At 47.6% G+C, this 24,342-nt stretch carries 25 protein-coding genes and 1 riboswitch; all 25 genes read right to left on the reverse strand.

What is annotated here, in order from left to right; genetic code table 11:
• Positions 1 to 388: 388 nt before the first annotated feature.
• Positions 389 to 613 carry a DNA-directed RNA polymerase subunit beta gene (locus M1D71_RS26685; RefSeq protein WP_017691949.1) on the reverse strand — a complete coding sequence of 75 codons (225 nt, stop codon included), beginning with the start codon at positions 611 to 613 and terminating at the stop codon, positions 389 to 391.
• Between the two features lie 12 nt (positions 614 to 625).
• Entirely contained in the window at positions 626 to 1,465 is an 840-nt protein-coding gene (locus M1D71_RS26690; protein ID WP_458124324.1) for a flagellar hook-basal body protein, read from the reverse strand.
• 754 nt (positions 1,466 to 2,219) lie between these two features.
• A complete protein-coding gene (locus M1D71_RS26695; RefSeq protein WP_458124325.1) occupies positions 2,220 to 3,104 on the reverse strand; it encodes a flagellar hook-basal body protein in 885 nt (294 codons plus the stop codon).
• A 101-nt stretch (positions 3,105 to 3,205) separates the two neighbouring features.
• Positions 3,206 to 4,204 carry a rod shape-determining protein MreB gene (gene mreB / locus M1D71_RS26700; protein WP_458124326.1) on the reverse strand — a complete coding sequence of 333 codons (999 nt, stop codon included), beginning with the start codon at positions 4,202 to 4,204 and terminating at the stop codon, positions 3,206 to 3,208.
• 219 nt (positions 4,205 to 4,423) lie between these two features.
• A complete protein-coding gene (spoIIID, locus tag M1D71_RS26705) occupies positions 4,424 to 4,711 on the reverse strand; it encodes a sporulation transcriptional regulator SpoIIID (protein WP_024632710.1) in 288 nt (95 codons plus the stop codon).
• 170 nt (positions 4,712 to 4,881) lie between these two features.
• Positions 4,882 to 5,622: a peptidoglycan DD-metalloendopeptidase family protein gene (locus M1D71_RS26710; protein ID WP_458124327.1), complete on the reverse strand. Its 741-nt coding sequence runs from the start codon at positions 5,620 to 5,622 to the stop codon at positions 4,882 to 4,884.
• A 500-nt stretch (positions 5,623 to 6,122) separates the two neighbouring features.
• Positions 6,123 to 7,463, reverse strand: coding sequence for a stage II sporulation protein D (spoIID, locus tag M1D71_RS26715; RefSeq protein WP_458124328.1), 1,341 nt, complete (start codon positions 7,461 to 7,463; stop codon positions 6,123 to 6,125).
• Positions 7,464 to 7,933: 470 nt separating this feature from the next.
• On the reverse strand, positions 7,934 to 9,280 hold the full coding sequence (gene murA / locus M1D71_RS26720; RefSeq protein WP_458127361.1) for a UDP-N-acetylglucosamine 1-carboxyvinyltransferase: 1,347 nt from the start codon (positions 9,278 to 9,280) through the stop codon (positions 7,934 to 7,936).
• Positions 9,281 to 9,802: 522 nt separating this feature from the next.
• The gene (locus tag M1D71_RS26725; protein ID WP_458124329.1) at positions 9,803 to 10,060 is read right to left on the reverse strand and encodes a DUF1146 family protein; all 258 of its coding nucleotides are present in this window, start codon (positions 10,058 to 10,060) and stop codon (positions 9,803 to 9,805) included.
• A 618-nt stretch (positions 10,061 to 10,678) separates the two neighbouring features.
• Positions 10,679 to 11,083, reverse strand: coding sequence for a F0F1 ATP synthase subunit epsilon (locus M1D71_RS26730; protein WP_458124330.1), 405 nt, complete (start codon positions 11,081 to 11,083; stop codon positions 10,679 to 10,681).
• 60 nt (positions 11,084 to 11,143) lie between these two features.
• Positions 11,144 to 12,547 carry a F0F1 ATP synthase subunit beta gene (gene atpD / locus M1D71_RS26735; protein ID WP_458124331.1) on the reverse strand — a complete coding sequence of 468 codons (1,404 nt, stop codon included), beginning with the start codon at positions 12,545 to 12,547 and terminating at the stop codon, positions 11,144 to 11,146.
• A 94-nt stretch (positions 12,548 to 12,641) separates the two neighbouring features.
• Positions 12,642 to 13,511, reverse strand: coding sequence for an ATP synthase F1 subunit gamma (atpG, locus tag M1D71_RS26740; RefSeq protein ID WP_458124332.1), 870 nt, complete (start codon positions 13,509 to 13,511; stop codon positions 12,642 to 12,644).
• Positions 13,512 to 13,722: 211 nt separating this feature from the next.
• Complete coding sequence (atpA, locus tag M1D71_RS26745; RefSeq protein ID WP_047840700.1) at positions 13,723 to 15,237, reverse strand: F0F1 ATP synthase subunit alpha; 1,515 nt, start codon at positions 15,235 to 15,237, stop codon at positions 13,723 to 13,725.
• Between the two features lie 16 nt (positions 15,238 to 15,253).
• Positions 15,254 to 15,802, reverse strand: a complete 549-nt coding sequence (locus M1D71_RS26750; protein WP_458124333.1) for a F0F1 ATP synthase subunit delta — start codon at positions 15,800 to 15,802, stop codon at positions 15,254 to 15,256.
• Positions 15,799 to 16,287, reverse strand: a complete 489-nt coding sequence (atpF, locus tag M1D71_RS26755; protein WP_458124334.1) for a F0F1 ATP synthase subunit B — start codon at positions 16,285 to 16,287, stop codon at positions 15,799 to 15,801. The genes M1D71_RS26750 and atpF overlap by 4 nt, the downstream gene beginning before the upstream one ends.
• Before the next feature lie 119 nt (positions 16,288 to 16,406).
• Entirely contained in the window at positions 16,407 to 16,631 is a 225-nt protein-coding gene (gene atpE, locus M1D71_RS26760; protein WP_056693857.1) for a F0F1 ATP synthase subunit C, read from the reverse strand.
• Between the two features lie 73 nt (positions 16,632 to 16,704).
• The gene (gene atpB, locus M1D71_RS26765) at positions 16,705 to 17,523 is read right to left on the reverse strand and encodes a F0F1 ATP synthase subunit A (protein WP_458124335.1); all 819 of its coding nucleotides are present in this window, start codon (positions 17,521 to 17,523) and stop codon (positions 16,705 to 16,707) included.
• A gap of 48 nt (positions 17,524 to 17,571) precedes the next feature.
• Positions 17,572 to 17,949: an ATP synthase subunit I gene (locus tag M1D71_RS26770; protein ID WP_458124336.1), complete on the reverse strand. Its 378-nt coding sequence runs from the start codon at positions 17,947 to 17,949 to the stop codon at positions 17,572 to 17,574.
• Positions 17,942 to 18,196 (reverse strand): AtpZ/AtpI family protein, encoded by a 255-nt coding sequence (locus M1D71_RS26775; RefSeq protein ID WP_145324430.1) that lies wholly within the window; start codon positions 18,194 to 18,196, stop codon positions 17,942 to 17,944. Before M1D71_RS26775 ends, M1D71_RS26770 begins: the two co-directional genes overlap by 8 nt.
• 186 nt (positions 18,197 to 18,382) lie before the next feature.
• Positions 18,383 to 19,540 carry a non-hydrolyzing UDP-N-acetylglucosamine 2-epimerase gene (wecB, locus tag M1D71_RS26780; RefSeq protein ID WP_145324431.1) on the reverse strand — a complete coding sequence of 386 codons (1,158 nt, stop codon included), beginning with the start codon at positions 19,538 to 19,540 and terminating at the stop codon, positions 18,383 to 18,385.
• A 56-nt stretch (positions 19,541 to 19,596) separates the two neighbouring features.
• Positions 19,597 to 20,226 carry a uracil phosphoribosyltransferase gene (gene upp / locus M1D71_RS26785; RefSeq protein WP_017691929.1) on the reverse strand — a complete coding sequence of 210 codons (630 nt, stop codon included), beginning with the start codon at positions 20,224 to 20,226 and terminating at the stop codon, positions 19,597 to 19,599.
• 425 nt (positions 20,227 to 20,651) lie between these two features.
• The gene (locus M1D71_RS26790; RefSeq protein ID WP_165980299.1) at positions 20,652 to 21,899 is read right to left on the reverse strand and encodes a serine hydroxymethyltransferase; all 1,248 of its coding nucleotides are present in this window, start codon (positions 21,897 to 21,899) and stop codon (positions 20,652 to 20,654) included.
• A gap of 259 nt (positions 21,900 to 22,158) precedes the next feature.
• A complete protein-coding gene (locus M1D71_RS26795; RefSeq protein WP_458124337.1) occupies positions 22,159 to 22,752 on the reverse strand; it encodes a TIGR01440 family protein in 594 nt (197 codons plus the stop codon).
• Positions 22,753 to 22,893: 141 nt separating this feature from the next.
• Positions 22,894 to 22,975: riboswitch (ZMP/ZTP riboswitch) on the reverse strand.
• Positions 22,976 to 23,071: 96 nt separating this feature from the next.
• Entirely contained in the window at positions 23,072 to 23,644 is a 573-nt protein-coding gene (locus tag M1D71_RS26800; protein ID WP_458124338.1) for a low molecular weight protein arginine phosphatase, read from the reverse strand.
• Between the two features lie 58 nt (positions 23,645 to 23,702).
• Positions 23,703 to 24,263 (reverse strand): manganese efflux pump MntP, encoded by a 561-nt coding sequence (locus M1D71_RS26805; protein WP_150365846.1) that lies wholly within the window; start codon positions 24,261 to 24,263, stop codon positions 23,703 to 23,705.
• Positions 24,264 to 24,342 lie beyond the last annotated feature (79 nt).

A 24,342-nucleotide genomic window follows, 5' to 3' on the forward strand; every position in this document is an offset into this window, starting at 1 on the left:
TGATCGCTGTTGTCTCCGAATTTTTTTGATCAATCTCAGAGAGGTCAAAATTCGGTGACAAAGGCGAGCGCTTCGCTTCTTCTGGACGATTCCGTCCCCTCCACTGACTTCGGTGCTGTAAGGTCAACCCCGACATGACAAAGTCAAAAGCTCATATAAAAGGTTTTTAATTTTAATGTTGTATGAAAAGCATTTTTTCGGTTAACACTAGTTATATCCTTCATGACTGCAGTAGTGAAGGTTAAGATAAGGGGTCTCTCTTCGCGATGACGAATGTCTTTCGCAGGGGAGGCCTCTTTTGCCATGAAACGTCATCCATCATTATACTGTTTTCAACATCAAAAAGAAAACTCCTGCCTGCGCAGGAGTTTTCGCTGAACTCGTTACATTATGGAGCGAACACCAGATTATATACATGTTCCCATGTACTCCATTGCCATACGGAACCGATATCCTGTTTGCCCAGTACCACATATCCAGCTACCATTCCGCCAGCGAGGGCAAGAACAAGCAGGACCGGAACCAGGAACCATCTTGCGATGCGCCATCCACTCTTCTTCTTCTTGACTTCCTTCTTCTCCGGCTTACTGTTCTGCTGCTGTGTTTCTGTCATCACATTCACCTTTTACGCTCTCATATTGTTGGCAAGACCCAACATGGAATCACTCGAAGTCAGCGCTCGTGCTGCCAGCTGGTATGTCCGCTGTCCTTGCATAAGCAAAGACATCTCCTGTGTCAGATCTACATTGGACTGCTCCAGATAACCTGGACGGATCATGGCAACCGCTTGACGTGTAGCTGCGTTGGCGCCAAATACATCATCCTCAGTCAATCCCGCATCCAAACCGAATAGGTTATCCGCATACTGCACAAGCCCCTCAGGGCGTTCAATATCTACCACTTGCAGCTGTGCTCCAATGGTTGCATTCGCCTCATTACCGCGTCGGATTAACAGGTTGCCATTTTCATCAAAAGCAACTTTGCTATTCGTCGGTGCCGTAATACGGTTGCCTAGACGATCCAGGGCAAAGTGACCTTCGCCGTTGACCATGACCATCATATCTGGTGCATTCGGAGTAGGCTTCGGTCTTGTATCCGGTACAAAATGAAATGCACCCTGACGTGTCCACATTTTCTCCCCATTGGCTTCGACCGCAAACATGGCATTTCCTTCAATGGCCAGATCGGTCGGGAGACCAGTCTCGTTTAAAGTACCTTGAGACATATCCTTCGTCACATCCGCCAAACGAGCACCAAACCCAAGATTGTATCCCATTGGTGTGGAACGTCCGTCGAGTTTGTACTTGTCGTGTTGTTGTTGCACCCGTGTGAGCACATCCTCGAAAGCCGCTTGCTTGCTCTTATAGCCTGCCGTATTCACGTTGGCAATATTATCGGAAATGACATCCAGACGCTGCTGTATAGCGGTCATGGAAACCTTGGCACTAATCATGGAATTATTCATCGGTGGTTTACCCTCCCTTGTTTCCTGTCCACCCTCCCAAACCCTCCCTAGTAGGGAGGGCCCCAGATGGCGCTGCCCTCTGGACTCCCGAAACAGGCGGATTAGGTAAGTGGGGTACGATCTTGCTAAGTGACGGTGGTGTGTGTGCGCCGCGACTGCCCGACTATGATTCACGCCATAGTTCACATGGCTGAATCATAGTCGGGCACGCTCTTTATGCGGCGTGGTAGCTCCGCGTGGTCTCTTCCTTGCTTTGCTTCGCAAAGGACTGTCGAGACCGTCGCTGCGCTCAGGCACTGCTGCGCAACCCTCGCATAGGCTCGGATGCGTCTTGGCTCTTGTGCTCCGCGTGGTCTCTTCCTTGCTTTGCTTCGCAAAGGACTGTCGAGACCGTCGCTGCGCTCAGGCACTGCTGCGCAACCCTCGCATAGGCTCGGATGCGTCTTGGCTCTTGCGCTCCGCGTGGTCTCTTCCTTGCTTTGCTTCGCAAAGGGCTGTCGAGACCGTCGCTGCGCTCAGGCACTGCTGCGCAACCCTCGCATAGGCTCGGATGCGTCTTGGCTCTTGCGCTCCGCGTGGTCTCTTCCTTGCTTTGCTTCGCAAAGGGCGTCGAGACCGTCGCTGCGCTCAGGTACTGCTGCGCAATCCTCGCATGGCTCGGTTGCGTTTGGTTTGCGCTTCGCGTGAACCTCTCTGCTTTGCTACGCAAAGGACGTTTGGCTCTCCGCTGCGCGGTTATATTTAAACGTCGGCGTTATACACGCCCGACTTCATTGACGGCTTTATCCAAACTACGGTCGTAGAATTGCACGATCTTCTGGTTTGCTTCATACGCGCGGAATGCGGCGTTCATATCAACTGTGGCCTGTGAAGCATCCACATTCGAGCCTTCCAGGTAACCCTGACGGATCTGCACATTATCTCCTGCGGCCATCATCCGGGCCGTTGCCCCGTTTGCATCACTAAGACTGAAATTGCCATCACCTTGACGAACCAGCTGATTCGGTTGGTCAATGACACTGATCCCGAGTGTTACGCCTGTCGGTGCACCTGTTGCTGCATCCACAAGACGACCTTGCTCATCCACTTTAAATTGCTCCACAGAACCTGTCAACACGACAGGTTGGCCATTATTATCCAACACTTGTGAGCCTGTCGAACTCAGCAATTGCCCCGTTCCTGTAATATCAAAGTGACCATCGCGTGTATATCTCGTGTTACCTTCCGCATCCTGAACTGTAAAATACGCCTGAGGCTGGTAAGTTACCGTGCCATCGGCCCGTACAAATTTGCCTGAAGCGTCAAACGGGACAGGTTGTCCAGTCTGCGGATCATTGACCGTCATATTGGATGAGATGGAAAAATCATTTTTCTGCCCCGTCTCCATAATAGTCCCCTGCAAATTCATGGACAAACTCTCTTCCGCGAACACACCCGTGTTCAGCTTGCCCAGCCGCTTTGTTGGAAGATTTGCATCTCCGCCTACCAAAGTAATGAGCATTTCCGGGAAGGAACGGCTTACGCTGCTCACCTGTTTGTATCCCGTGGTGTTCATATTTACGATATTCTGTGTTGCTGTGTCATGGCGGCGTTGTTGCGTAATCATTCCCGCAGTAGCGGTGTACAGACCTCTTAACATGAATTAACCCCTCTCCTCAAGCGCTTGTCCTGCATCGCAGGTGGCTGCTTGTCCGTTCTGCTTCCCGAGCATGGCGAACCTTTGCTATTTATATCGGCAGATTAGAACTTTTTCTTAACCACCTGATCCAAATTATTAAGCATAATGCCTGTCCCCTTCACGACACAATGCATTGGATCTTCCGCAACCCATACCGGTACATGCAATTCATTGGACAAAAGCTCGTCCAGTCCTTTAAGCAGTGCGCCTCCACCAGTCAACACTACACCACGGTCGATAATGTCCGCTGACAATTCTGGCGGTGTACGTTCCAATACTGACTTCGCTGCAACGATGATGGATTGCACGGAATCCCAGAGTGCTTCCTGTACTTCTTTTCCCGAAATCGTTACGGTAACCGGCAGACCGGATACCATATCGCGCCCGCGGATATCCATCTCGGACTGATGTCCACCTGGTGTCACGGAACCAATTGCAATCTTGATATCTTCCGCGGTCCGTTCGCCGATCATGAGCTTGTACTTGGCTTTGATAAACTTGATAATAGCTTCGTCGAACTTGTCCCCTGCAACTTTAATAGAAGAGGCGGTGACCACGTCGCCCATAGAAAGGACTGCAACGTCAGTCGTGCCGCCGCCGATATCCACGACCATATTGCCGCTCGGCTGAAAAATATCCATTCCCGCACCGATCGCTGCCGCTTTCGGCTCTTCTTCCAGAAACACTTCTTTGGCACCGCTGCGCTCCGCCGCCTCGCGGATGGCCTTCTGCTCCACGGAAGTAATGTTCGTTGGTGCACAGATCAGAATTCGAGGGTGGCTGTACCAGCTTCTTGCACCTACACGATTAATGAAATGTCTGAGCATCGCTTCTGTAATCTCGAAGTCCGCAATAACGCCGTCGCGCAACGGTCTAATGGCAACAATGTTACCTGGAGTACGCCCCACCATACGACGCGCTTCTTCCCCAACAGCAAGGACACGCTTCGTATCTCTTTCAATGGTCACGACGGAAGGTTCATCGAGGACAACCCCGCTTCCTTTCACGTGAATAAGCACGTTCGCCGTGCCAAGATCAATACCGATATCCTTGCTAAACATAAAAGAGCCCCCAAAGTGATATTATTTGGTCAGCGTATCCTGTGAAAAAGAGTCCCTTATCACGTCACCGCTCGTTCGACAAAGTGCAACATATATATGTAAAAATCGGGCTGATAAGATGTCATAATTCGATCCTGTACCAGCTTTTAACATATCATACTTCAGGGGATGGATTCAATGCATGTGTGAGCTTTTTGGCCTACGTCTTTGAGAAGATGCTTACGATTTGGCGGAAGCCAACACCTCACGTTTCTTGCCACTCGTTTTTTTGTATTTGATTTTGGTCGCTTCACCGCCCCGCAAATGGCGGATTGACTTATGATACTCCAAAATGTGTTTCACCTGGTCAGCAAGATCAGGGTTGATTTCCGGCAGACGCTCCGTCAGATCCTTATGCACAGTACTCTTTGACACGCCGAATTCCTTGGCAATGGTACGGACCGTATTCCTCGTCTCAACAATGCAGCGACCAATTTTGATGGTCCGTTCCTTGATGTAATCGTGCACGCTCCCGCCTCCCTACTGTGTGGATAGTTTGGTACATTATATGAGGAGCATGCCTATATATTCGCGGTTTAGAGGTGTGACAAGCTTCGAAGGTCCCATTATTTTCTGAAAAACACAAAAAGAGCAGAGGTTTAACCCTCTGCCCGTCATGTTGCTGCGGTAAAAATCATTTATTTTTCCGGAAGATATCCTTGCGGGTTAACCGGCTGTCCGTCTTCGTACACTTCAAAGTGAAGGTGATTGCCAAGCGTTTTACCCAATTCATTGACGCCAGCAGATGCAATCGCATCTCCCTGTTTCACTTCGTCGTCCTGTTTCACTTTGACGTCTGCCAAGCTTTGGTATACCGTCTTCAGGTTATCGCTGTGTGTGATTTCCACAACTTGACCTGTGAGCGGATTTTGTTCCACCCGTGTAACTTTACCGGCAAGCGCTGCTTTTACTTCAAACGTTTTGTTATCCCCACGTGCCAGATCCACACCTGTGTTCGGGATAAATGTATCATTGTACTGCACCATCGCCGCCTCATGTTCCTCCGTTGAAGCTTCGCTGTCATAGAAAGGTTTCACTACTGAAATTTCGGACGGCACCGCTACCGGCCATACAAAATTCTCCGACTTTGCAACAACTTCCACACTTTCCTGTTCTCCGCCTACTGCTGTTCCTTCTGTACCCGCCGGTGCACCTGTTTCTACTACCCCGCTAGCAGGGTCCGAGTTCAGCGTTTTGTCGCCTGTGCCCTGATAGACCCACACTAAGGTTAGTATAATGCCTGCTGCTGCGATGTAGGCTGCCGGGAAGACCCAGCGTTTGGACATTGCTCTTTTCCATGAAGAGGGCTGGCTAGCCGGTACTCCTTGAGTTGTTTTAGGAGTTTCTTCTTGGATTGTTTTTTTGTTTTGTTCATTCATCTTAATCACCTCAGTAACAAGTGTTACCGGGTGCAACTCTTTTATACACGCGCGACTCTAATTATTTTCACGGAGGTTTCAGAGAGTGCTATATATGTGAGGGGTGAGTGGTTAGTGCGTGCACCGCTTCGGGGCCAGAAAACCTTTCGACCGCTGGTTACTACCAGATTTCTTCTATCACCTTCTTCAAAGGTGAAATCCGGTAGTAAAGGCGACCACTTCGTTTCTACAGGTCTTTTCTGCCCCCTGGGCTACTCGTACGCTCGCACTCTCCGCATATATAGCCGAATCTCGAAAGCTCCGGAATGGGTGGTTGGTAGAGAAGCCTGGATTGCTGGAATGGCTTTAACGGTAAATCCTTCTATGAAGTGCATTTATCGGCTGAGAGCGAAATGATATAGGATGTGACTGAGATACCACGCATCTGGATTCGTTAGCCATCAGTTCCAAAACTAAACTGCTCATCTCCGTACGTTCGTATCCATCCCTGTTCATCTCTCCTACTTCGATGCCAGCATCTTGGATGCCTGTCCGAATGAGATGCCCGTATAGTAATGTTTGAGAATCTGGGTGGCGGTGTGTCCCTCCTGCGCCATGCCGTTTGCTCCCCATTGGCTCATACCCACACCATGCCCATATCCGTACGTTGTAATCTGGACCTCATCTCCCACGGCCTTCCAACTGAACTGGCTGGACCTTAACCCAAGCAACTTGCGAACCTCAGGACCGTTGAATGTTTCACCTGCGATCTGCATTTCCTTAATTCGATGCCCTTTGGTTGTAGATAATACTTCCATCCACGATCCATCCTTCTGAGCAGTAACCGGAATGGCATCCAGATTCAATTTCTGCAGAATCTCGCTACGTTTCATCGTAACGGTCTGTTTGAAGCCCGGAGCCAGACTTTTATCCCATGGACTGTCTACACTTTGCAGATATGGCACAGCGTTCCCCCACACATCTTCTGCATTCTCCGTATATCCATTACTTGTAGAGAAAAAGGAAGCCGTGATCGCTTTGCCTTGATATGTCATGACCGCATCTCGACTTTCGTGTACAGCCTGTTGCAGCTTCTCCCATTCCTTCGCCTTCCCCAGACGAGTCCATTCCGATTTCACCTGATCTGGCGGAATAAACACCTGGTGGCTGACCGTATCCGTCACATCCGCCGCACCCGATGGAACACCGCTTGTATCACTCGCAGCAAGTCTTCGTACGATAAATGTGCGCGCTGCAATCGCCTGCGCCTTTAATGCTTCCAGTCTGAATTCAGCCGGCATCTCTGCTGCCACTACCCCGGTAACATAGTCTTCCAATGGCAGATTCATCGTTGTCCCCGTTGCTGACAGGTATACACGTACTTTGGGTTCGGGGTAGGTAACAGGGACTGCTGGCGTAGGAGCTGGGGTCCGTGTAATGTTGGCATCTGCTCGAGCAGGGGTTGGCTTAACCGATTCGTTCTCCCGCGGCCATACCAGAATCACCGGAATCAGTAATGCCATCGCCAATAATGCAGATACAGCGGCAGCCGGTTGCCACCTTGTGGGGTTGCGTCCCCATCGGTGTTTTCGTCCGAATGCCCGCATTCGACGACGCTTCACCCGGCGGAACTGGTCCAACTCAATAACAGGTATATGGATGTACTCGGCTGCCTGTCCGTCTAGTTTATCTGTCGACATCCGTTCTGGGCTTGAAGATTTTGCAGGCTTTGATGGGACAGCCCTCAGGTTCACTGGGGCAAGCTTGTCTTTTTCCACTCCAGAAACGATATTCTCCTCCGGCTCTTGCATACCCGGACGAGGGACAAGAGGTACCTTTACCTGTACACGAGCTTCTTTCATTCGAATATAACCCTCCGTTGTCTATGACCGGTTAAGTGCCGGTCGTGTTGTTCAAATCCATAGTTTAGGGTATGAGCTGGCTCGATCTGATAGAACCTGATTTAAGAGAAACGGGGCTCATTTCGTTCCGTTAACTTTCCAGCTTTCTTTTACCATGCACATCCCAAAAAGGTTGATCTGTCGCTGAATACCGGTGTTTATCCGGATACGACACCCTATATAAAGTATGCTCTTTCAATTGCTTCAAAATCGATACAGAATACGATGTTATGCTATACAAGTTAGGACCAGCTATTAATAGAATCAGGTATCAAACATCACGTCCGTCTTCTTGAAAATAAACACAAAAAAAGCCAAGCCGGATGGCTTAGCTTTATCATCTTTTACAACATATGTTCCATCGCATTTGTAATCCACACAACCGTGTGACTCAATACTACAGAACAGTATTCTTCTAATTCAATCCAGTTTTAAGCCAAAGTCGGTTGTACCTTAAACATCGGTACTTCTTTCTCCACTTTTTCACTAGGTGCTTTGGTTGCTTCCAGCTTAGGCTCATCAACCGAGATCCGGTAGATGTCAGCGCCAAGTCCGTTAAGCTTCTCAGCGAGATGAACATAGCCACGGTCGATGTGATGAACACCGCCCACTTCCGTTGTACCTTCAGCAACAAGACCTGCAATAATGAGTGCGGCACCCGCACGCAGATCGGTAGCCGTTACTTTGGCACCCTTCAGTTTGGCATTCCCTGTGATGATGGACGAACGTCCTTCAACTTTGATCTCCGCATTCATCAATTGGAACTCATCCACATGCATGAATCGGTTTTCAAAAACAGTCTCTGTCACGACACTTGTTCCTTGGGATGCGAGCAAGAGCGCCATCATCTGAGATTGCATATCTGTCGGGAATCCTGGGTATGGTAATGTTTTTACATCCACAGCCTTAAGAGGACGATCTGCGATTACACGCACGCCATTCTCATCCGGTTGGATCGTTACACCCATCTCTTCAAGCTTCGCAATAACGGAGCCCAGATGATCAGAAATTGCACCTTCGATATACACGTCACCACCAGAAATTGCAGCAGCAGCCATATACGTACCAGCTTCTACCCTATCCGGAATGACCGTGTGTGTAACGCCTGTCAGTTTCTCCACACCTTCAATGCGGATTACGCCAGTACCAGCACCACGTACTATGGCGCCCATTCCATTCAGGAAGTTGGCAAGATCCACAATTTCAGGTTCTTTTGCCGCGTTCTCCAGAACAGTTACACCTTCAGCCAATGTTGCAGCCATCATAATATTTTGAGTGGCACCTACGGAAGCCACATCCAGATAAATTTTCGCGCCACGCAACCGACCTTGGCTACGAGCTTCGATATAACCCTGGCCCATGCTGATCTCTGCGCCCATGGCTTCAAAACCTTTCAAATGCTGATCAATAGGCCGTGTACCGATGGCACATCCACCAGGAAGTGAGATTCTTGTATGACCCATTCGCGTCAACAAAGGCCCCATGACCAGGAAAGACGCCCGCATTTTACTTACCCATTCATACGGGGCTTCGCAGGAAGTAAGTTTCTCCGCATTTACGGTAATCACTTCGTCCCGGTATGTAACTCCCGCTCCCAGCGATTCCAACACCTTGTTAATCGTCATCACATCGTCTAGAGGAGGTGCGTCAATAATGACGCTTTGTCCTTCTTCCCCTAAGAGAGAGGCAGCGATGATCGGAAGAACAGAATTTTTAGCGCCGCTAACTTTGACACTTCCGGTCAACCTTTTGCCACCGCGGACGATAAATTTGCTCATCATGGTTCCCTCCGCGCTTTTATTCCCTTTTCTTCATTCCGGAATACGTAAGCCCCACTATGTATAGAAAGGACTGTCGCTGTGTGTGGAATTTCGACATATTCTGGCATATTGCACAGATGTCTGTTCAGAAAAGAATTGGTTTTTTATAATCCATATCAATGATACCATGTGCCGTGCATCTTGCTATTCAGCATGTAAAATCAGTGTCTTACAAGCCAGCAGAGCATCAGAATAGACAGAGTGGGATGGTTATTAGCCGGTATCAACCGGATATCCCGTTTATAACTACAAAATAAGTGAACAATTGTGAATTCCCTAACTTCCATCATACCATTTTTGAATTGTACGATACAAGCATTTTTACATAAAACATCTCAAATTCATCCAATTTTACGTCACATTTTTTTCTTAATTCCTTTGCCGACAACTCATACTCTAATTGTTAACACAATTAATCGATGTTATTCGACATTGAGCTCCTTCAAGATCCTAACAGATGATTAACCAACCATCTCAACATTAAAACAAATTACGCAACATTTGGGTCCAAGACAAATAGTCAATGACAAAGCCAGCAACGGCGTGCCCCAAAATGATGGCGAGTAACAAATGTAACAGTCTTCCCTGAGCACCTCTTGGCTGTCTAATGATTAAATCCAGTTTGAGATTTTGCAATGCCCACCAAGACAATGCTATGCATAAAAGGGAGACGATAATTGAGACCAAGCCATTGGTGCTTAGCACCTGGTTAACCTGATTCGTCAGATCAGTATCCATATATCCATTACCTCCACATTTGTTGCAGCGATCAGCATATCATATGCCGGGCACCCATAACTTGTTAGCATACTGACATGTCTTGAAGATAATATGCTGAACGTAATGTCAGATTTACTCCTGCCTTGCAGGAATCTCCTGATGCCCAAAGGGCGAGCAGCAACAATCCGGCTGTGCATGACTATGGAATCTAATACGCAGCTTCCTGCTTCTGCTGACTCTATGGAATATAGGCTCTTTCATCATACATTGTCAATTACATTGATTTCCACTTCTAAAATATTTTAATTTTAAAATGCCGGGATTTTGTGACTAAAACGACATAAAAGAGCGCTATTTCGATATCGATTCTGTCATTTCCTCGGAAATAATTTATAATCCTTCAAGTAAAAAAATGGTTCTCTAAGTGGTAAATGCGCCCACTACTTTAGTCCTACATTCTATTCAAATCCTCATAAACGGTGATTAATTTGCTTAGAAATTCTCTATAAACTTCTCTATAATGAAGAATCTCCTGGGTGTTCGAACAAATAATATTGCTATATTCGATAAAACAATTCTATCAAGCAAACTCAAAAAAGCCCGGCATACTAAGCCGCCGGGCTTTTTAAGAATCGTTTATTTGCCGAATACATTAATCCGGTTAACCGCTTTTTGCAGCGCGATCTCTGCACGACGGTGATCAAAGTGATCCTGATTGCTTTGGCTTGCAAGCCGACGTTCTGCCCGCTCTTTCGCCGCACGCGCACGATCCACATCAATGTTTTCCGGGAATTCAGCACTCTCTGCGAGTACAACAACCTTATCTTTACGAACTTCGATAAACCCGCCACCGATAGCAACTTGTTTATTTTCTTTTCCGTTATGAATATAGATCGGTGCAATCTGCAAAGGTGTAACCATAGGAATATGGCCTGGCAGAATGCCCAGTTCCCCTTCAATACCACGAGCCGTGATGCGATCTACCTGTTCCGAATAGACCAGACGCTCGGGTGTTACAATTTCCAACAAAAAGGTGCTCAATTCCATCCCTCCTGAAACTATCCGAAGGATAGCCCACATAAGGACAATCCTGGATTCAGACTAAACCAGTGTTTTGGCTTTCTCCACTGCCTCTTCAATAGTACCAACAAAGAGGAAAGCTGCTTCCGGAAGATCATCATACTTACCTTCGAGAATCTCTTTAAAGCTGCGCACCGTTTCTTTAACCGGAACGTATTTACCCGGAATACCGTTAAATGCTTCAGCAACGTGGAATGGCTGGGACAAGAAACGTTGGATTTTACGAGCACGGTATACAAGCGCTCTGTCTTCTTCACTCAACTCGTCCATACCCAGGATTGCAATGATATCTTGCAATTCATTGTAACGTGCCAAGATACGTTTAACGCCTTGAGCTACACTGTAGTGTTCCTCACCTACAACTTCAGGGGACAAGATCCGAGAGCTGGAAGCCAGCGGATCTACCGCAGGGTAGATACCCATCTCGGAAATTTTACGCTCCAGGTTCGTTGTTGCATCCAAGTGGGCAAACGTCGTTGCAGGAGCCGGGTCAGTGTAGTCATCCGCAGGCACGTAGATGGCCTGGATGGATGTTACAGAACCTTTTTTCGTTGATGTGATACGCTCTTGCAATTGACCCATTTCTGTTGCCAGCGTAGGTTGGTAACCTACCGCGGAAGGCATACGTCCAAGCAAGGCAGATACTTCTGAACCCGCTTGGGTGAAACGGAAGATGTTATCGATAAAGAGCAACACGTCACGGCCTTCTTCATCACGGAAATATTCCGCCATTGTCAGACCTGTGAGGGCTACACGAAGACGTGCGCCTGGAGGCTCGTTCATTTGTCCGAAGACCATTGCTGTTTTGTTGATAACGCCGGAATCACTCATCTCGTGATACAAGTCATTACCTTCACGTGTACGCTCACCAACACCCGCGAATACGGAGATACCGCCGTGCTCTTGTGCGATGTTGTTGATCAATTCCTGAATGGTTACCGTCTTACCTACACCGGCACCACCGAAGAGGCCGATTTTACCACCTTTGGCGTAAGGAGCGAGCAAGTCGATAACTTTGATTCCTGTCTCCAGCATCTCTGCTTGGGTAGTCAGTTCATCAAATGCAGGTGCTGAACGGTGAATCGGGTTCTTGTGCTCAGCAGCTACGGCACCGCCAGTATCAATTGCTTCGCCGAGTACGTTAAATACACGACCCAGTGTCGCTTCGCCAACAGGTACAGAGATTGGTGCTCCTGTATCTAATGCTTCCATACCACGAACAAGTCCATCCGTGGTGGACATCGCAATACAACGTACCCGGTTGTCACCCAGATGTTTCGAAGCTTCGAGTGTAAGATTTACACTAACGCCGCTCTCACTTACTGTAGTGATCGTAATGGCATTGAGGATTTCCGGCAGACCGCCGCGATCAAACTCGACGTCAACAACCGGACCCATGATGCTCACAACGCGTCCTTTGTTCATCTTAACGTTCCCCTCCTACAAGCCTGCTACTTTTGCAAAAATAATGTACCGTTCGTTTATCTTTGCTCTGCAAGCCTTCATTAATAAAAAACGGTTAGCCTTGTGCTGCGTTAGCACCTGCGACAATTTCCGTAATCTCCTGCGTAATCGCTGCTTGACGGGCACGGTTATAGGTCAATGACAAGTCGTTAATGAGTTTGGATGCATTTTTGGTTGCATTACCCATTGCTGTCATTTTCGCGCCCAGCTCACTTGCCTTACCATTCAGAAGCGCACCATAGATCAGCGTTTCCGCATAACGCGGAAGCAAAACCTCCAGTACAGCTTCAGCAGACGGCTCGTACTCGTATGCAGCTTGTCCTTCCGCAGCAGTTACCTCAGGTGTTTCCATCGGAAGAAGTTTTTCTACCGTAGGAATCTGGGTCAACGCATTCACAAAGCGATTATAACAAATGTACAATTCATCAAATTCAGCCAGTTCAAACCCATGAACCGCTTCGTGTGCAATGGATTTGATATCTGCAAATGAAGGCGAATCCGACAGATCTGTTGTTGTGGATGCCATCGCCATTTCACGACGTCTGAAGTAATCGCGTCCTTTACGTCCAATGACGAACAATTCGTAGTCATTCGAGGAGTTGTGGCGCTCTTTGAGCGTCTGATTAACCTGACGCAAAACGTTCGCATTGTATCCACCCGCAAGACCACGGTCCGATGTAATGATCAGGTAAGCTGTCTTTTTAACAGGACGGCTCTCCAGCATCGGGTGTTTAATATCTTGAGCGCTTGATGCAATACTCGCTACAACTTCTTTCAGTTTCTCCGAATAAGGACGGGCTGCTTCCGCTTTTTCCTGCGCTTTACGCAGTTTTGCCGCAGCTACCATCTCCATTGCTTTGGTGATCTGCTTGGTGCTTTGTACGCTTTTAATTTGCCGCTTAATTTCGCGCATGCCTTTTGCCATGATTTCACCACCTTCAAGTTTTGACGTAGTCAAAACTACTTCGTAAGCCCAAACTTAACTTTGACGAAGTCAAAGTTACTTCTTAAGCATCACCACTAGTTTTGAAAAAGTCAAAACTACATCGTAAGCACAACCCTACTTTGACTGAGTCAAAGTATTACATGCAGACATGCGGAATCGATTAGACAACTCCGCAGCTGCAATCATTTATTTAGACAGAGACAGCAAAGCTCTTTCTGAACTTCTCAATTGCGCCTTTCAGCGCGTTTTCGTTGTCTGCAGTCAATTCTTTAGTATCACGGATGGATGCAAGAATCTCCGGATGGCTGCTCTCCATGAACGCGAGGAACTCACGCTCGAAACGAGTAACATCCCCTGTTGGAATTTCATCCAGGAATCCTTTAACTGCAGTGTACAAGCTGACTACCTGTTGTTCTACAGGCAGAGGCTGGTTAACACCTTGCTTCAGGATTTCCATCATGCGTGCACCACGATTCAGGCGGGCCTGAGTCGCCTTATCCAGATCGGAACCGAACTGGGAGAACGCTTGAAGCTCACGATATTGAGCGAGGTCGAGACGCAGGGAACCTGCAACCTTTTTCATCGCTTTAATCTGAGCAGAACCACCGACACGGGATACGGAAATACCTACGTTGATCGCCGGGCGTTGTCCAGCATTGAACAAGTCAGCTTCCAGGAAGATCTGTCCGTCCGTGATGGAGATTACGTTCGTTGGAATGTATGCAGATACGTCGGAAGCTTGTGTTTCAATAAACGGAAGTGCGGTTAAAGAACCACCACCAAGTTCATCATTCAGCTTCGCAGCACGCTCCAGCAAACGGGAGTGCAGGTAGAAGACGTCACCCGGATAAGCCTCACGGCCTGGTGGACGACGAAGCAACAAGGAAAGCTCACGATATGCAGACGCTTGTTTGGTCAAGTCATCATAGATAACCAGAACGTGCTCGCCTTTGTACATGAAGTACTCACCCATCGAACAACCGGAATACGGTGCGATGTACAAAAGTGGTGATGGATCGGAAGCTGCTGCAGTTACAACGATTGTGTACTCCATTGCGCCTTTACGACGAAGAGTTTCCACAACTTGAGCAACCGTAGACTGTTTCTGACCAATAGCCACGTAGATACACTTCATGCCACTACCTTTTTGGTTCAGAATCGCGTCAATTGCGATGGATGTTTTACCTGTTTGACGGTCACCGATGATCAACTCACGTTGTCCACGGCCGATTGGAACCATTGCATCGATGGCTTTGATCCCTGTTTGCATTGGCTCATGAACCGATTTACGATCCATTACACCTGGTGCTTTACCTTCAACTGGACGGAATTCCGTTGTAGCGATTGGCCCTTTGCCATCTACTGGAATACCGAGTGGGTTCACAACGCGTCCAATCAATGCTTCGCCTACAGGCACTTGCATGATTTGACCAGTACGTTTCACTTGGTCGCCTTCACGAATATCGTAGTAAGGTCCCAGGATAACGACACCGACATTGCTTTCTTCCACGTTCATGGCGAGTCCCATAACACCGCTTGGGAATTCAACCAACTCGTTGGACATGACGTTCTCAAGTCCGTAAACACGAGCGATACCATCACCAACCTCGATTACCGTTCCGACTTCGACTACATCGATATCGGTCTTGTATTGTTCGATTTGGCTCTTAATTAATGTACTGATTTCTTCTGGTTTGATACTCAAGTGTCCTCACCCCAATCTACTGTACTCGTCTGTTAAAAGACTGCTCAAGACGTTCGAGCTTGCCAGCCAAGCTGCCGTCATAGATCGTATCGCCAATGGCGACTTTCAATCCGCCCAGCAGAGTCGGATCAACAATGTTCTCGATACGAATCTTTTTATTCACACGGCCACCGAATTCACGGGCTACCGCTTCTTTTTCTTCATCATTCAATGCATATGTCGAGTAGACGCGCGCATCAGCGAAGCCGAGCGACTCGCCTTGAATCTTCCGATAATCGTTCAGCAAATCTTCCAGCAATTCAACGCGTCCACGTTCAATCAACAGCAAGACCGTACGGATGACAGGCTCGGACACCTTGCCATCAAGGCTTGAATGAAGCACATTCTGCTTGGCTTCATCAGAGATATTAGGAGATATGATAAACTTCTGAATATCGGAATCTCCAGTCAATGCACTGACAACTACGCGCAGTTCCTGTTCAACCTCAAGCACCTGTTGTTGTTGAAGAGCAACTTCGAACAATGCTTTCGCATAACGCTTGGCAACCATCGTATCGCGGCTCATTGTCGGCCTCCTACCTCATTGAGGTATTGGTTCACAAGTTCCTCTTGTGCAGGACCGTTCTCAACTTCTTTTTTAATCAATTTGGATGCAATCTGAACGGAAGCTGTACCCAGTTCGCTGCGAAGCGCTGCAACTGCTTTGTTCTTCTCGCTCTCAATTTCGCGTATTGCATCGGTTTTCAGACGATTTGCTTCCGCGTTAGCATCTGCGAGAAGAGCTTCAGCCTGTTTACCGCCTGTTTGACGAGACTGCTCAATAATATCCTGAGCCTCTTGGCGCGCTTGCTCCAGAGCTTTCTTCTGTTCTTCAACATAAGTAACAGCCTGTTTACGAGTCTCAGCAGCCTCGTTCATCTCTGACATCACGAGTTCACGACGTTTTTCCATAATAGAGAACAAGGGTCCGAATGCGTAACGACTAATCAACCAATATAGAATTCCAAAAGCAACTATCGCGAGAATCGTGTTTTCCCATAAGAAACTCAATCTGTTCACTCCTTCCTGGAGGTATCCTTAAAACTTTATCCTTTTCAGGATGTTAGCTGTTAGCTAATAAAGAAGGCGCGGAGGGCTCAAGCCTTCCCCGCCATTCCATAGTCTATAATTTAGGCAGCTCCGTAGAACATGAATGCAAGTACCACACCAATGATCGGCAATACCTCGATCAAACCTACACCGATAAACATTGTTGTTTGAAGCGTTGATTTAGCTTCCGGTTGACGGGCAATACCATCCACCGTTCTGCTGATTACCATACCGTTAGCGATACTCGCGCCCAAAGCGCCCAATCCTGCAACAATTGCTGCTGCGATTAATGCCATTGCTCCCATTTGTATATCCTCCTTAAAAGTATAAATCAAATTTTATTGTTCAGCCTGACAGGAAATCCCGCAGGACTCAAACTCAATGTTCTTCGTGTGTCTCGATCGTCTGTGAAATATAAACCATCATCAAAATAACAAAAACAAATGACTGGATGGCGCCGATAAAGATACTAAAGCCTTGCCACACCATAAGCAATGGAATAGCTGCTATGGCACCGAATACTTTAAACGTGGTCAACTTAAGAATCGTTGCAATCAACACTTCACCTGCAAAGATATTTGCAAATAGACGCATTCCGTGTGTCACTAGTTTTGAGATTGTCTCAATAATATTGATTGGCACGAAAAACGGGTAAGGTTGAAAATAGTGCTTCAGATAACCGCGTGTGTTACGGAACAATCCTAGTCCGTGAGCTACGAGGAACGCTACGAGAGCAAGTCCCATTGTAACGGACAAATCAGCTGTTGGCGATTTGAACCACGCAATCTCAATGTGAGGATGAGCTTCCGGGTCTCTAGCGTGAGCCTCTTCATAGGCTTCTACTGCTGTGACAATTGGCTTACCGAATACCGTTGCTGCATTTACATCCTTGACATCCGTCACGGCTTGGAATGGAAGCCCTAGCATGTTACCTATAAAGATGAACAGAATCATCGTAAGCGCAAGAGAAATAAAGTGCTTTCCCTTTTTCAGATCCATCGTGCTAGATATGATGTTACGTACAAATTCAACAGCCCACTCCATAAAGTTTTGCAGCTTGCCCGGATTCTCAACTGACAAATTCCGTGTAGCCACGATGGCAAAAATGAAAACGATAGCACTGGTTACAATCAACATCAGCAAAACGGACAAATCAAGATGAAAACCTCCGAGCATAATCACTGGAGCTTCATGCATACTTTTTTTCACCCCTTTCTCGACTTGAAAGCTACAGCACCTGAAAAATCAAACTTCTTTGCGGGACTTGATAATCCCTATAATCAGTAAGGAAAATTGCGCAATGACCAGACCACCTGCAACCGCATAAATATTGAAGTACTGCGGATAGCGCATCGATATGAATATACCTAGCACTGCGAGCGCCGCTCTTGTCAAAAATCCCAGGTTCACGCGTTTCAGGTTACCTTCTGCCGCACCATCAGCCACCTTCTTCACTTTGTAGCCCAGGTAGATCGCATTGATCAAACTGATCGCCGCCCCAAGGGCTAATCCCAAAGCAATTGTTTCCAAACGCGGCATAAAGGCCGCTGTGAGAAAACAGACCATAAGAAGATACATGATGAAAACAGTCATCGATCTGCGGTATCTGGTTAGTTCACTCATCACTTTCCCCCATGACTTTTTTCGCGATAAAGTAGATGCTTACACCGCCTGCCGCAAGAAAAAAGAGAACGCTTACGGCGATCCATATTCCGTTACCTCCGATGGTCTTGTCCAACCAGGAGCCAGCGTAATATCCGGCAACAGCGAGAATGGCAATCTCGATCCCAAATGCTGTCACGAGTCCCATTGCTTTCCACACGTTATCGTCATGGTTACGGGATGAATTTGGTTTGTTCGAATCGGCCATTTTCCACGCCACCCTTGCAATCCCAGTTAATTTTACTGAATGATGAGAGCCTTTGTCAATTGAATGATTTTAGCGTTTTAAAGGGTAAAACGACGGGAATATAGACCCTCAAAGCCCATAAACCCGCGTAAACCGTACAGTTTAACTGTATGCTATGCCCTTTATAAATCCGTCAGAAAAAAAGTATTATTTTTTGAATTTTCTGTGAAATGATTCCGGACGCTCACTATTTACACCAAAATGGTGCAAAATCGCATTGACAATTCTTTCCGAAGCATGTCCATCACCGTAAGGATTGGCAGCCTGACTCATGCTTGCATACAGTGTTTCGTCTGTAAGCAGAGCTTTGGTCCGTTCATATACACGTTCCTCTTCGGTACCTACCAATTCCAGCGTTCCAGCTTCAATACCTTCCGGGCGTTCTGTTGTATCACGCAATACGAGCACAGGCACACCAAACGAAGGCGCTTCTTCCTGCAAACCGCCTGAATCGGTCAAAATCAAGTGAGTATGCGGGTAAAAGTTATGCAAATCCACCACGTCTAGTGGATCAATTAATTGAATACGGGGATGATTCCCCAAAATCGCGTGAGCCGGCTCCTTCACAGCAGGACTTGGATGCACCGGGTACACGATGGCAATATCTTCGAATTCGTCGGCAATCCGTTTGACGGCCTGGAAAATGTTGCGGTGAGGCTCACCTTGAGATTCACGGCGATGAGCTGTCATCAGCACAAGGCGTTTGCCTTGGGCCCAATCAAGTACCGGGTGTGTGTAGTCCTCCCGTACTGTATATTGAAACACATCTGTTACCGTGTTGCCTGTGACGTACGTACTAGACTCTGATTTATTTTCTTTGGCAAGATTGGAAGAAGACCAATCCGTAGGCGCAAAGTGTAGATCAGCCAGTACTCCCGTCAGCTGACGGTTCATCTCTTCCGGATATGGAGACAGCTTGTTCCACGTGCGCAGTCCCGCTTCCACATGCCCTACCTGAATCTGTTGCAGGAATGCTGCGTAGCTCGCTACAAAGGTAGTCAATGTATCCCCGTGAACCAGTACAATATCCGGCTTAGCTTCAGCTAATACCGGTTCCAGACCACCAAGTACACGAATCGTAATTTCGTTCAATGTCTGGCGGTCTTTCATTACATCCAGATCATAATCGGGATGAATGTCGAAAACTTCAAGTACCTGATCCAACATTTGGCGATGCTGCGCAGTTACGCAAACAATGGATTCAATAGACTCGGGATGTTTTTGCAATTCCAAAATAAGTGGAGCCATCTTGATGGCTTCCGGACGCACCCCGAAGATCGTCATGACTTTAATTTTGTTGGACATTCGAGCAAAGCCCCTTTTCTATAAGTTCCGAACCTCTTACAAGCATGAAAATATGCTTATTTAGTGCCGTATAGACGGTCTCCTGCATCTCCAAGTCCTGGAACGATATAACCATGATCATCCAGACGGTCGTCCAGTGCTGCTACATAGATATCCACATCGGGATGTGCATCCTGTACAGCTTTTACGCCTTCCGGTGCTGCTACCAGGTTCATCATCTTGATTTGGGTACAGCCGCGTTTTTTGAGCACGTCAATGGCTGCAATTGCCGAACCGCCAGTTGCGAGCATCGGATCAATCACAATCAATTGACGCTCTGTCACGTCTGTAGGCAGTTTGGTGTAGTATTCTACCGGTTGCAGTGTTTCCGGGTCACGGAACAGACCAACATGTCCAACTTTTGCCGCTGGCAACAATTTCACAACGCCATCCAGCATTCCGAGTCCTGCACGCAGAATCGGCACCAGTCCGAGCATACGTCCAGAGATGACTTTACCTTGTGTTGCTGCTACAGGTGTCTGTACATCAATCGTTTCCAGTTCAACATCTCTTGTAATCTCATAAGCCATCAACGTTGCTACTTCATCCACCAATTCACGAAAATCTTTCGTATTCGTACGCATGTCGCGTATAAACGTCAGTTTGTGTTGAATCAAAGGGTGATCACATATTACTAATTTTCCCATCTAATTTTGTCCCTCCGGTAAGTTCTTCATGTTCAGCATTTCCAAATATACCTAGCCACCATTCATGGGCTCGATAAATCCTGTATATTATATCATCACCAACAACGAATTACACCATCAAAGGGCACCCAATCATTACAGAATACCGAATCCTATAAAAAAACAGGACCGGAAAATGATCCATCCGGTCCTGTTTTGCTCATGCTGTTATGTCATTGAGTGGGAAAATATGAATACAAGTGATGCTCCGCAAACAGATTGCACCTTCGATCGCTGTTATCCCCTGATTTTTTTAATTCTCCTATAAAAGGAGAAAATCAGGGGATAAAGGCGAGCGCTTCGCTTCTGCGGTTGCATTCTGTCAGCTTCGTCTTTTGTATTCCAATTTATAAAAACTCAAAAGAAAGCAGCATGAGCAACGTTTTTTAGTATTTAAGGTCGGTGTAAAGCGGGAATTGGTCTGTCAGTGCAGTCACTTCTGCACGAGCTTCATCCAGCTTCGCTGTATCTTTTGGATTTTTCAGTGTTTTGGCAATGATCTTACCGATCGCTACCATCGCTTCTTCGTTCATGCCACGGGAAGTTGCAGCAGGTGTACCAATTCGAATACCGCTCGTTACAAACGGGCTAGTAGGGTCGAATGGGATTGCATTTTTGTTCACGGTAATACCGATGGAATCCAGCACATGCTCAGCTTCCTTACCTGTGATGTTCACACTGCGTGTGTCGATCAGCATCAAGTGGTTATCTGTACCACCGGATACGATGTTCAATCCTTCAGCGATCAGTGTTTCAGCCAGAACCTGTGCGTTTTTCACAACATTCTGTGCATACGTTTTGAACGAAGGTTGCAGTGCTTCACCAAATGCTACGGCTTTGGAAGCAATCACATGCATCAACGGTCCACCTTGGGAACCCGGGAATACGGCTTTATCAATCGCTGCTGCCCATGCTTTGCGGCACAGAATCATACCTCCACGAGGTCCACGCAGCGTTTTGTGTGTTGTTGTTGTAACGAAATGCGCATGTGGAACCGGGTTTGGATGCAAACCCGCAGCAACCAGTCCTGCGATGTGAGCCATATCCACCATGAATAAAGCACCTACATCATTGGCGATGGAAGCCAGCTTTTCAAAATCAATGGTACGCGGATATGCACTTGCACCTGCAACGATTAGACGAGGGCGGTGTTTGAAAGCCGCTTTGCGCACTTCATCATAATCAATCAGGAATGTATCTTCCTGTACGCCGTACGCTACGAAGTTGTACAGCAAACCGGATGCATTAACCGGGCTACCGTGTGTGAGGTGTCCACCATGGGCAAGGTTCATACCAAGTACAGTATCACCAGGTTTCAACGCTGCAAGATATACTGCCATGTTCGCTTGTGCGCCGGAGTGAGGCTGAACATTCACGTGTTCTGCTCCGAACAATTCTTTTGCACGATCACGCGCGATGTCTTCAACGATGTCCACATGCTCACAACCGCCATAGTAACGTTTGCCTGGATATCCTTCAGCGTATTTGTTGGTCAGAACAGATCCCAAAGCTTCAATTACTGCTTCACTTACGATGTTCTCGGATGCAATCAGTTCAATGTTGTTCTGTTGACGTTTCAGTTCAAGATTCATCGCTTCCAGTACTGCCGGGTCATTCTTGCGCAATTGTTCCATGATTAAATTCCTCCCAGTTTATAAGTAAAGTTATAAAGCGAAACTACAGTGGTTACACGAAAAACGGCGAGTGCAACACCAATCTGAAGAAACGAAGTGGTCGCCTAAAAGCTTTCTTTAGAAAGCTACTCCGGAAGCATAGGCTATCACCGGATTTCCCCTTTAAATAGGGAATTAAAAAATCTGGGGATAACAGCGATCGGAAGATGGTGATGCAATCAAAGTCAGGAGTGTAACCTAATTAGTCTCGCTTTATATGTTAGTCACAAAATGTCGAATCTGGTTGTTCTTCCATACGATACACCGCACGTTCGCCGCCAATCAACTTCGGACGTGTCAACGCTGTGGTCACACGGGCATCTCCAACATAGCGGAGCGCTGTACGATAAGGTACGGCTACATGCCGGAGATGCATGCCAATCATCGTCTCCCCAATGTCCAGACCCGCATGGGCCTCCACATGTTCAGCCAGACATGGATCGGTCAGTGAACGATATGCTGCGGATGCCATGGAACCTCCGGCCTTGGGCACGGGTACTGCACCAACCTCAGTCAATCCAAGACGAGTTAGCACAGAACGTTCCATTACCAGCGCACGGTTCAGATGCTCGCAACATTGGAATACCGTGTCAAAACCGAACTCCTCCTGCACCTCGCGTATACCCGCAAGAAGCTGCTGCGCCACTTCAATGGCACCACTCGTACCAATTCGCTCGCCTGCGACTTCACTTGTGCTTGTACCGATCACAACGATCTGTCCAGGTCCAAGCTGTCCGGCTAGCGCCAGTTCATGCAGAATGGATGCGGTCTGTTCTTGCAATCCGGGTTGTTCCGAATCTAACTCTATAGTCATCCTATCATCGCCTCCCGATAAAATCATGCCCGCTTTCTCTTGGCTGTCCTTCGTATTCTTGCACGGCATCTCAGGTACTATTATAGCGAATAATCAGATGAAAGACGAAAAAAAGAGCAGTCTGCGGGTAACGCAGAATTGCTCTTTTGCCCAGGCGACCGGCCGTTTGTTCCGGTGCTCCATCGTGGTTATGCCCACTTCGTCGCCAGTTACACCGGATCCCTGTTTTCCCCTTCATCATAAAACAACCCGCGGCTAAAATCAACGGTTAATTTACATCACATGTCCTGTTTCTATAACCTGCCCCGCAGGATCAGAATTATCCCAGCTTATCCAAAAGCCGGTCCAATGCAGTCCGTATCTCGGCCGCAGCTATATTGTAATCATCACGACTTCCCCCAAACGGATCGGAGATGTCGAAACTTGGAATTCGTTGTCTGATCTCAATGGCTCGCTCACGCTCCGATGCCAGGATCTCTTGCCCAAGGGCACGTTTCATCTCAAGCGTCGCAAACAGGCTGTCCAACTCCTGAAGATCATTTAATACCTGTTCATCATCCTCCACATACTCTTTCAATGTATAGGTTTTGTGGACGGAGTCGGGAAAAACCTGCATGACATGCTGCTTGTGACTCCGTGTTAACGTAAGAACCAAGTCAGCCCAACCTACCAGATTGGAGCTAAGTTGTGTGGAATGAGGTGGTCCTTCCACGTTATGATCTCTCAACACCGCTTCCGCATGACGGGAGATCGGCATACCCGATGTTGCTGCCACACCTGCGGAACGAACCTCTACCTGAATGCCGCGCTCCGATGCCAATTTACGCAAAAGCCCCTCTGCCATGGGGCTGCGGCACGTATTCCCTGTACATACGAATAAAATATGTTTCATTGTGTTAGCCTCCCCATTTTACATATGATGCGAACGATATGATTGCTCACGTTTTATTCTAGAATATAAACAAAAGTCCGAACGCAAGCAAGATTGCCCCACCAATAGCCTCGCCGTAATCACCGAGATTCTGACTCACCCGGCGGCCTAATAGCAGCCCCATAACCGACATCACCCCGCCACACACACCAAAGGCAAGGACCGTCAAAATCAGATTACTACTAAACATTCCTAGTGAAACGCCAACGGAAAATGAATCCACACTTACACTGAGTGAAAACAAAACAACGCCGAGCAGGGAACGGTGGTTCACCAGCTTGGTATCACCTTCGCGGAATGCATTCAGAATCATATGACCACCCAGTAGAACAAGCAATCCCCCCGCCGCATAAGTGGTAATGTCACCGAGCAGCGAGCTGACGTATTTGCCCATATACATACCGATGAGCGGCATGATGATATGAAACAGCGCTGTTACTGTACTGATCCGCAATACATCCCTCAGTCGAATGCCCTTCATGCCAATTCCGATTCCGAGCGAGAACGCATCAAGGCCCAGCGCAACAGCCATGATCAAAATGGTTACCAACTGCCCTACATGGGCAGACACATCCCACATCCCCATACCCCCAAGTCACGTAAAGGTTCTTGTACACGATATGCGGACAAGGACCAAAACATGACCGATGAAAGGTAAA

Source organism: Paenibacillus sp. Z3-2, assembly GCF_054161325.1.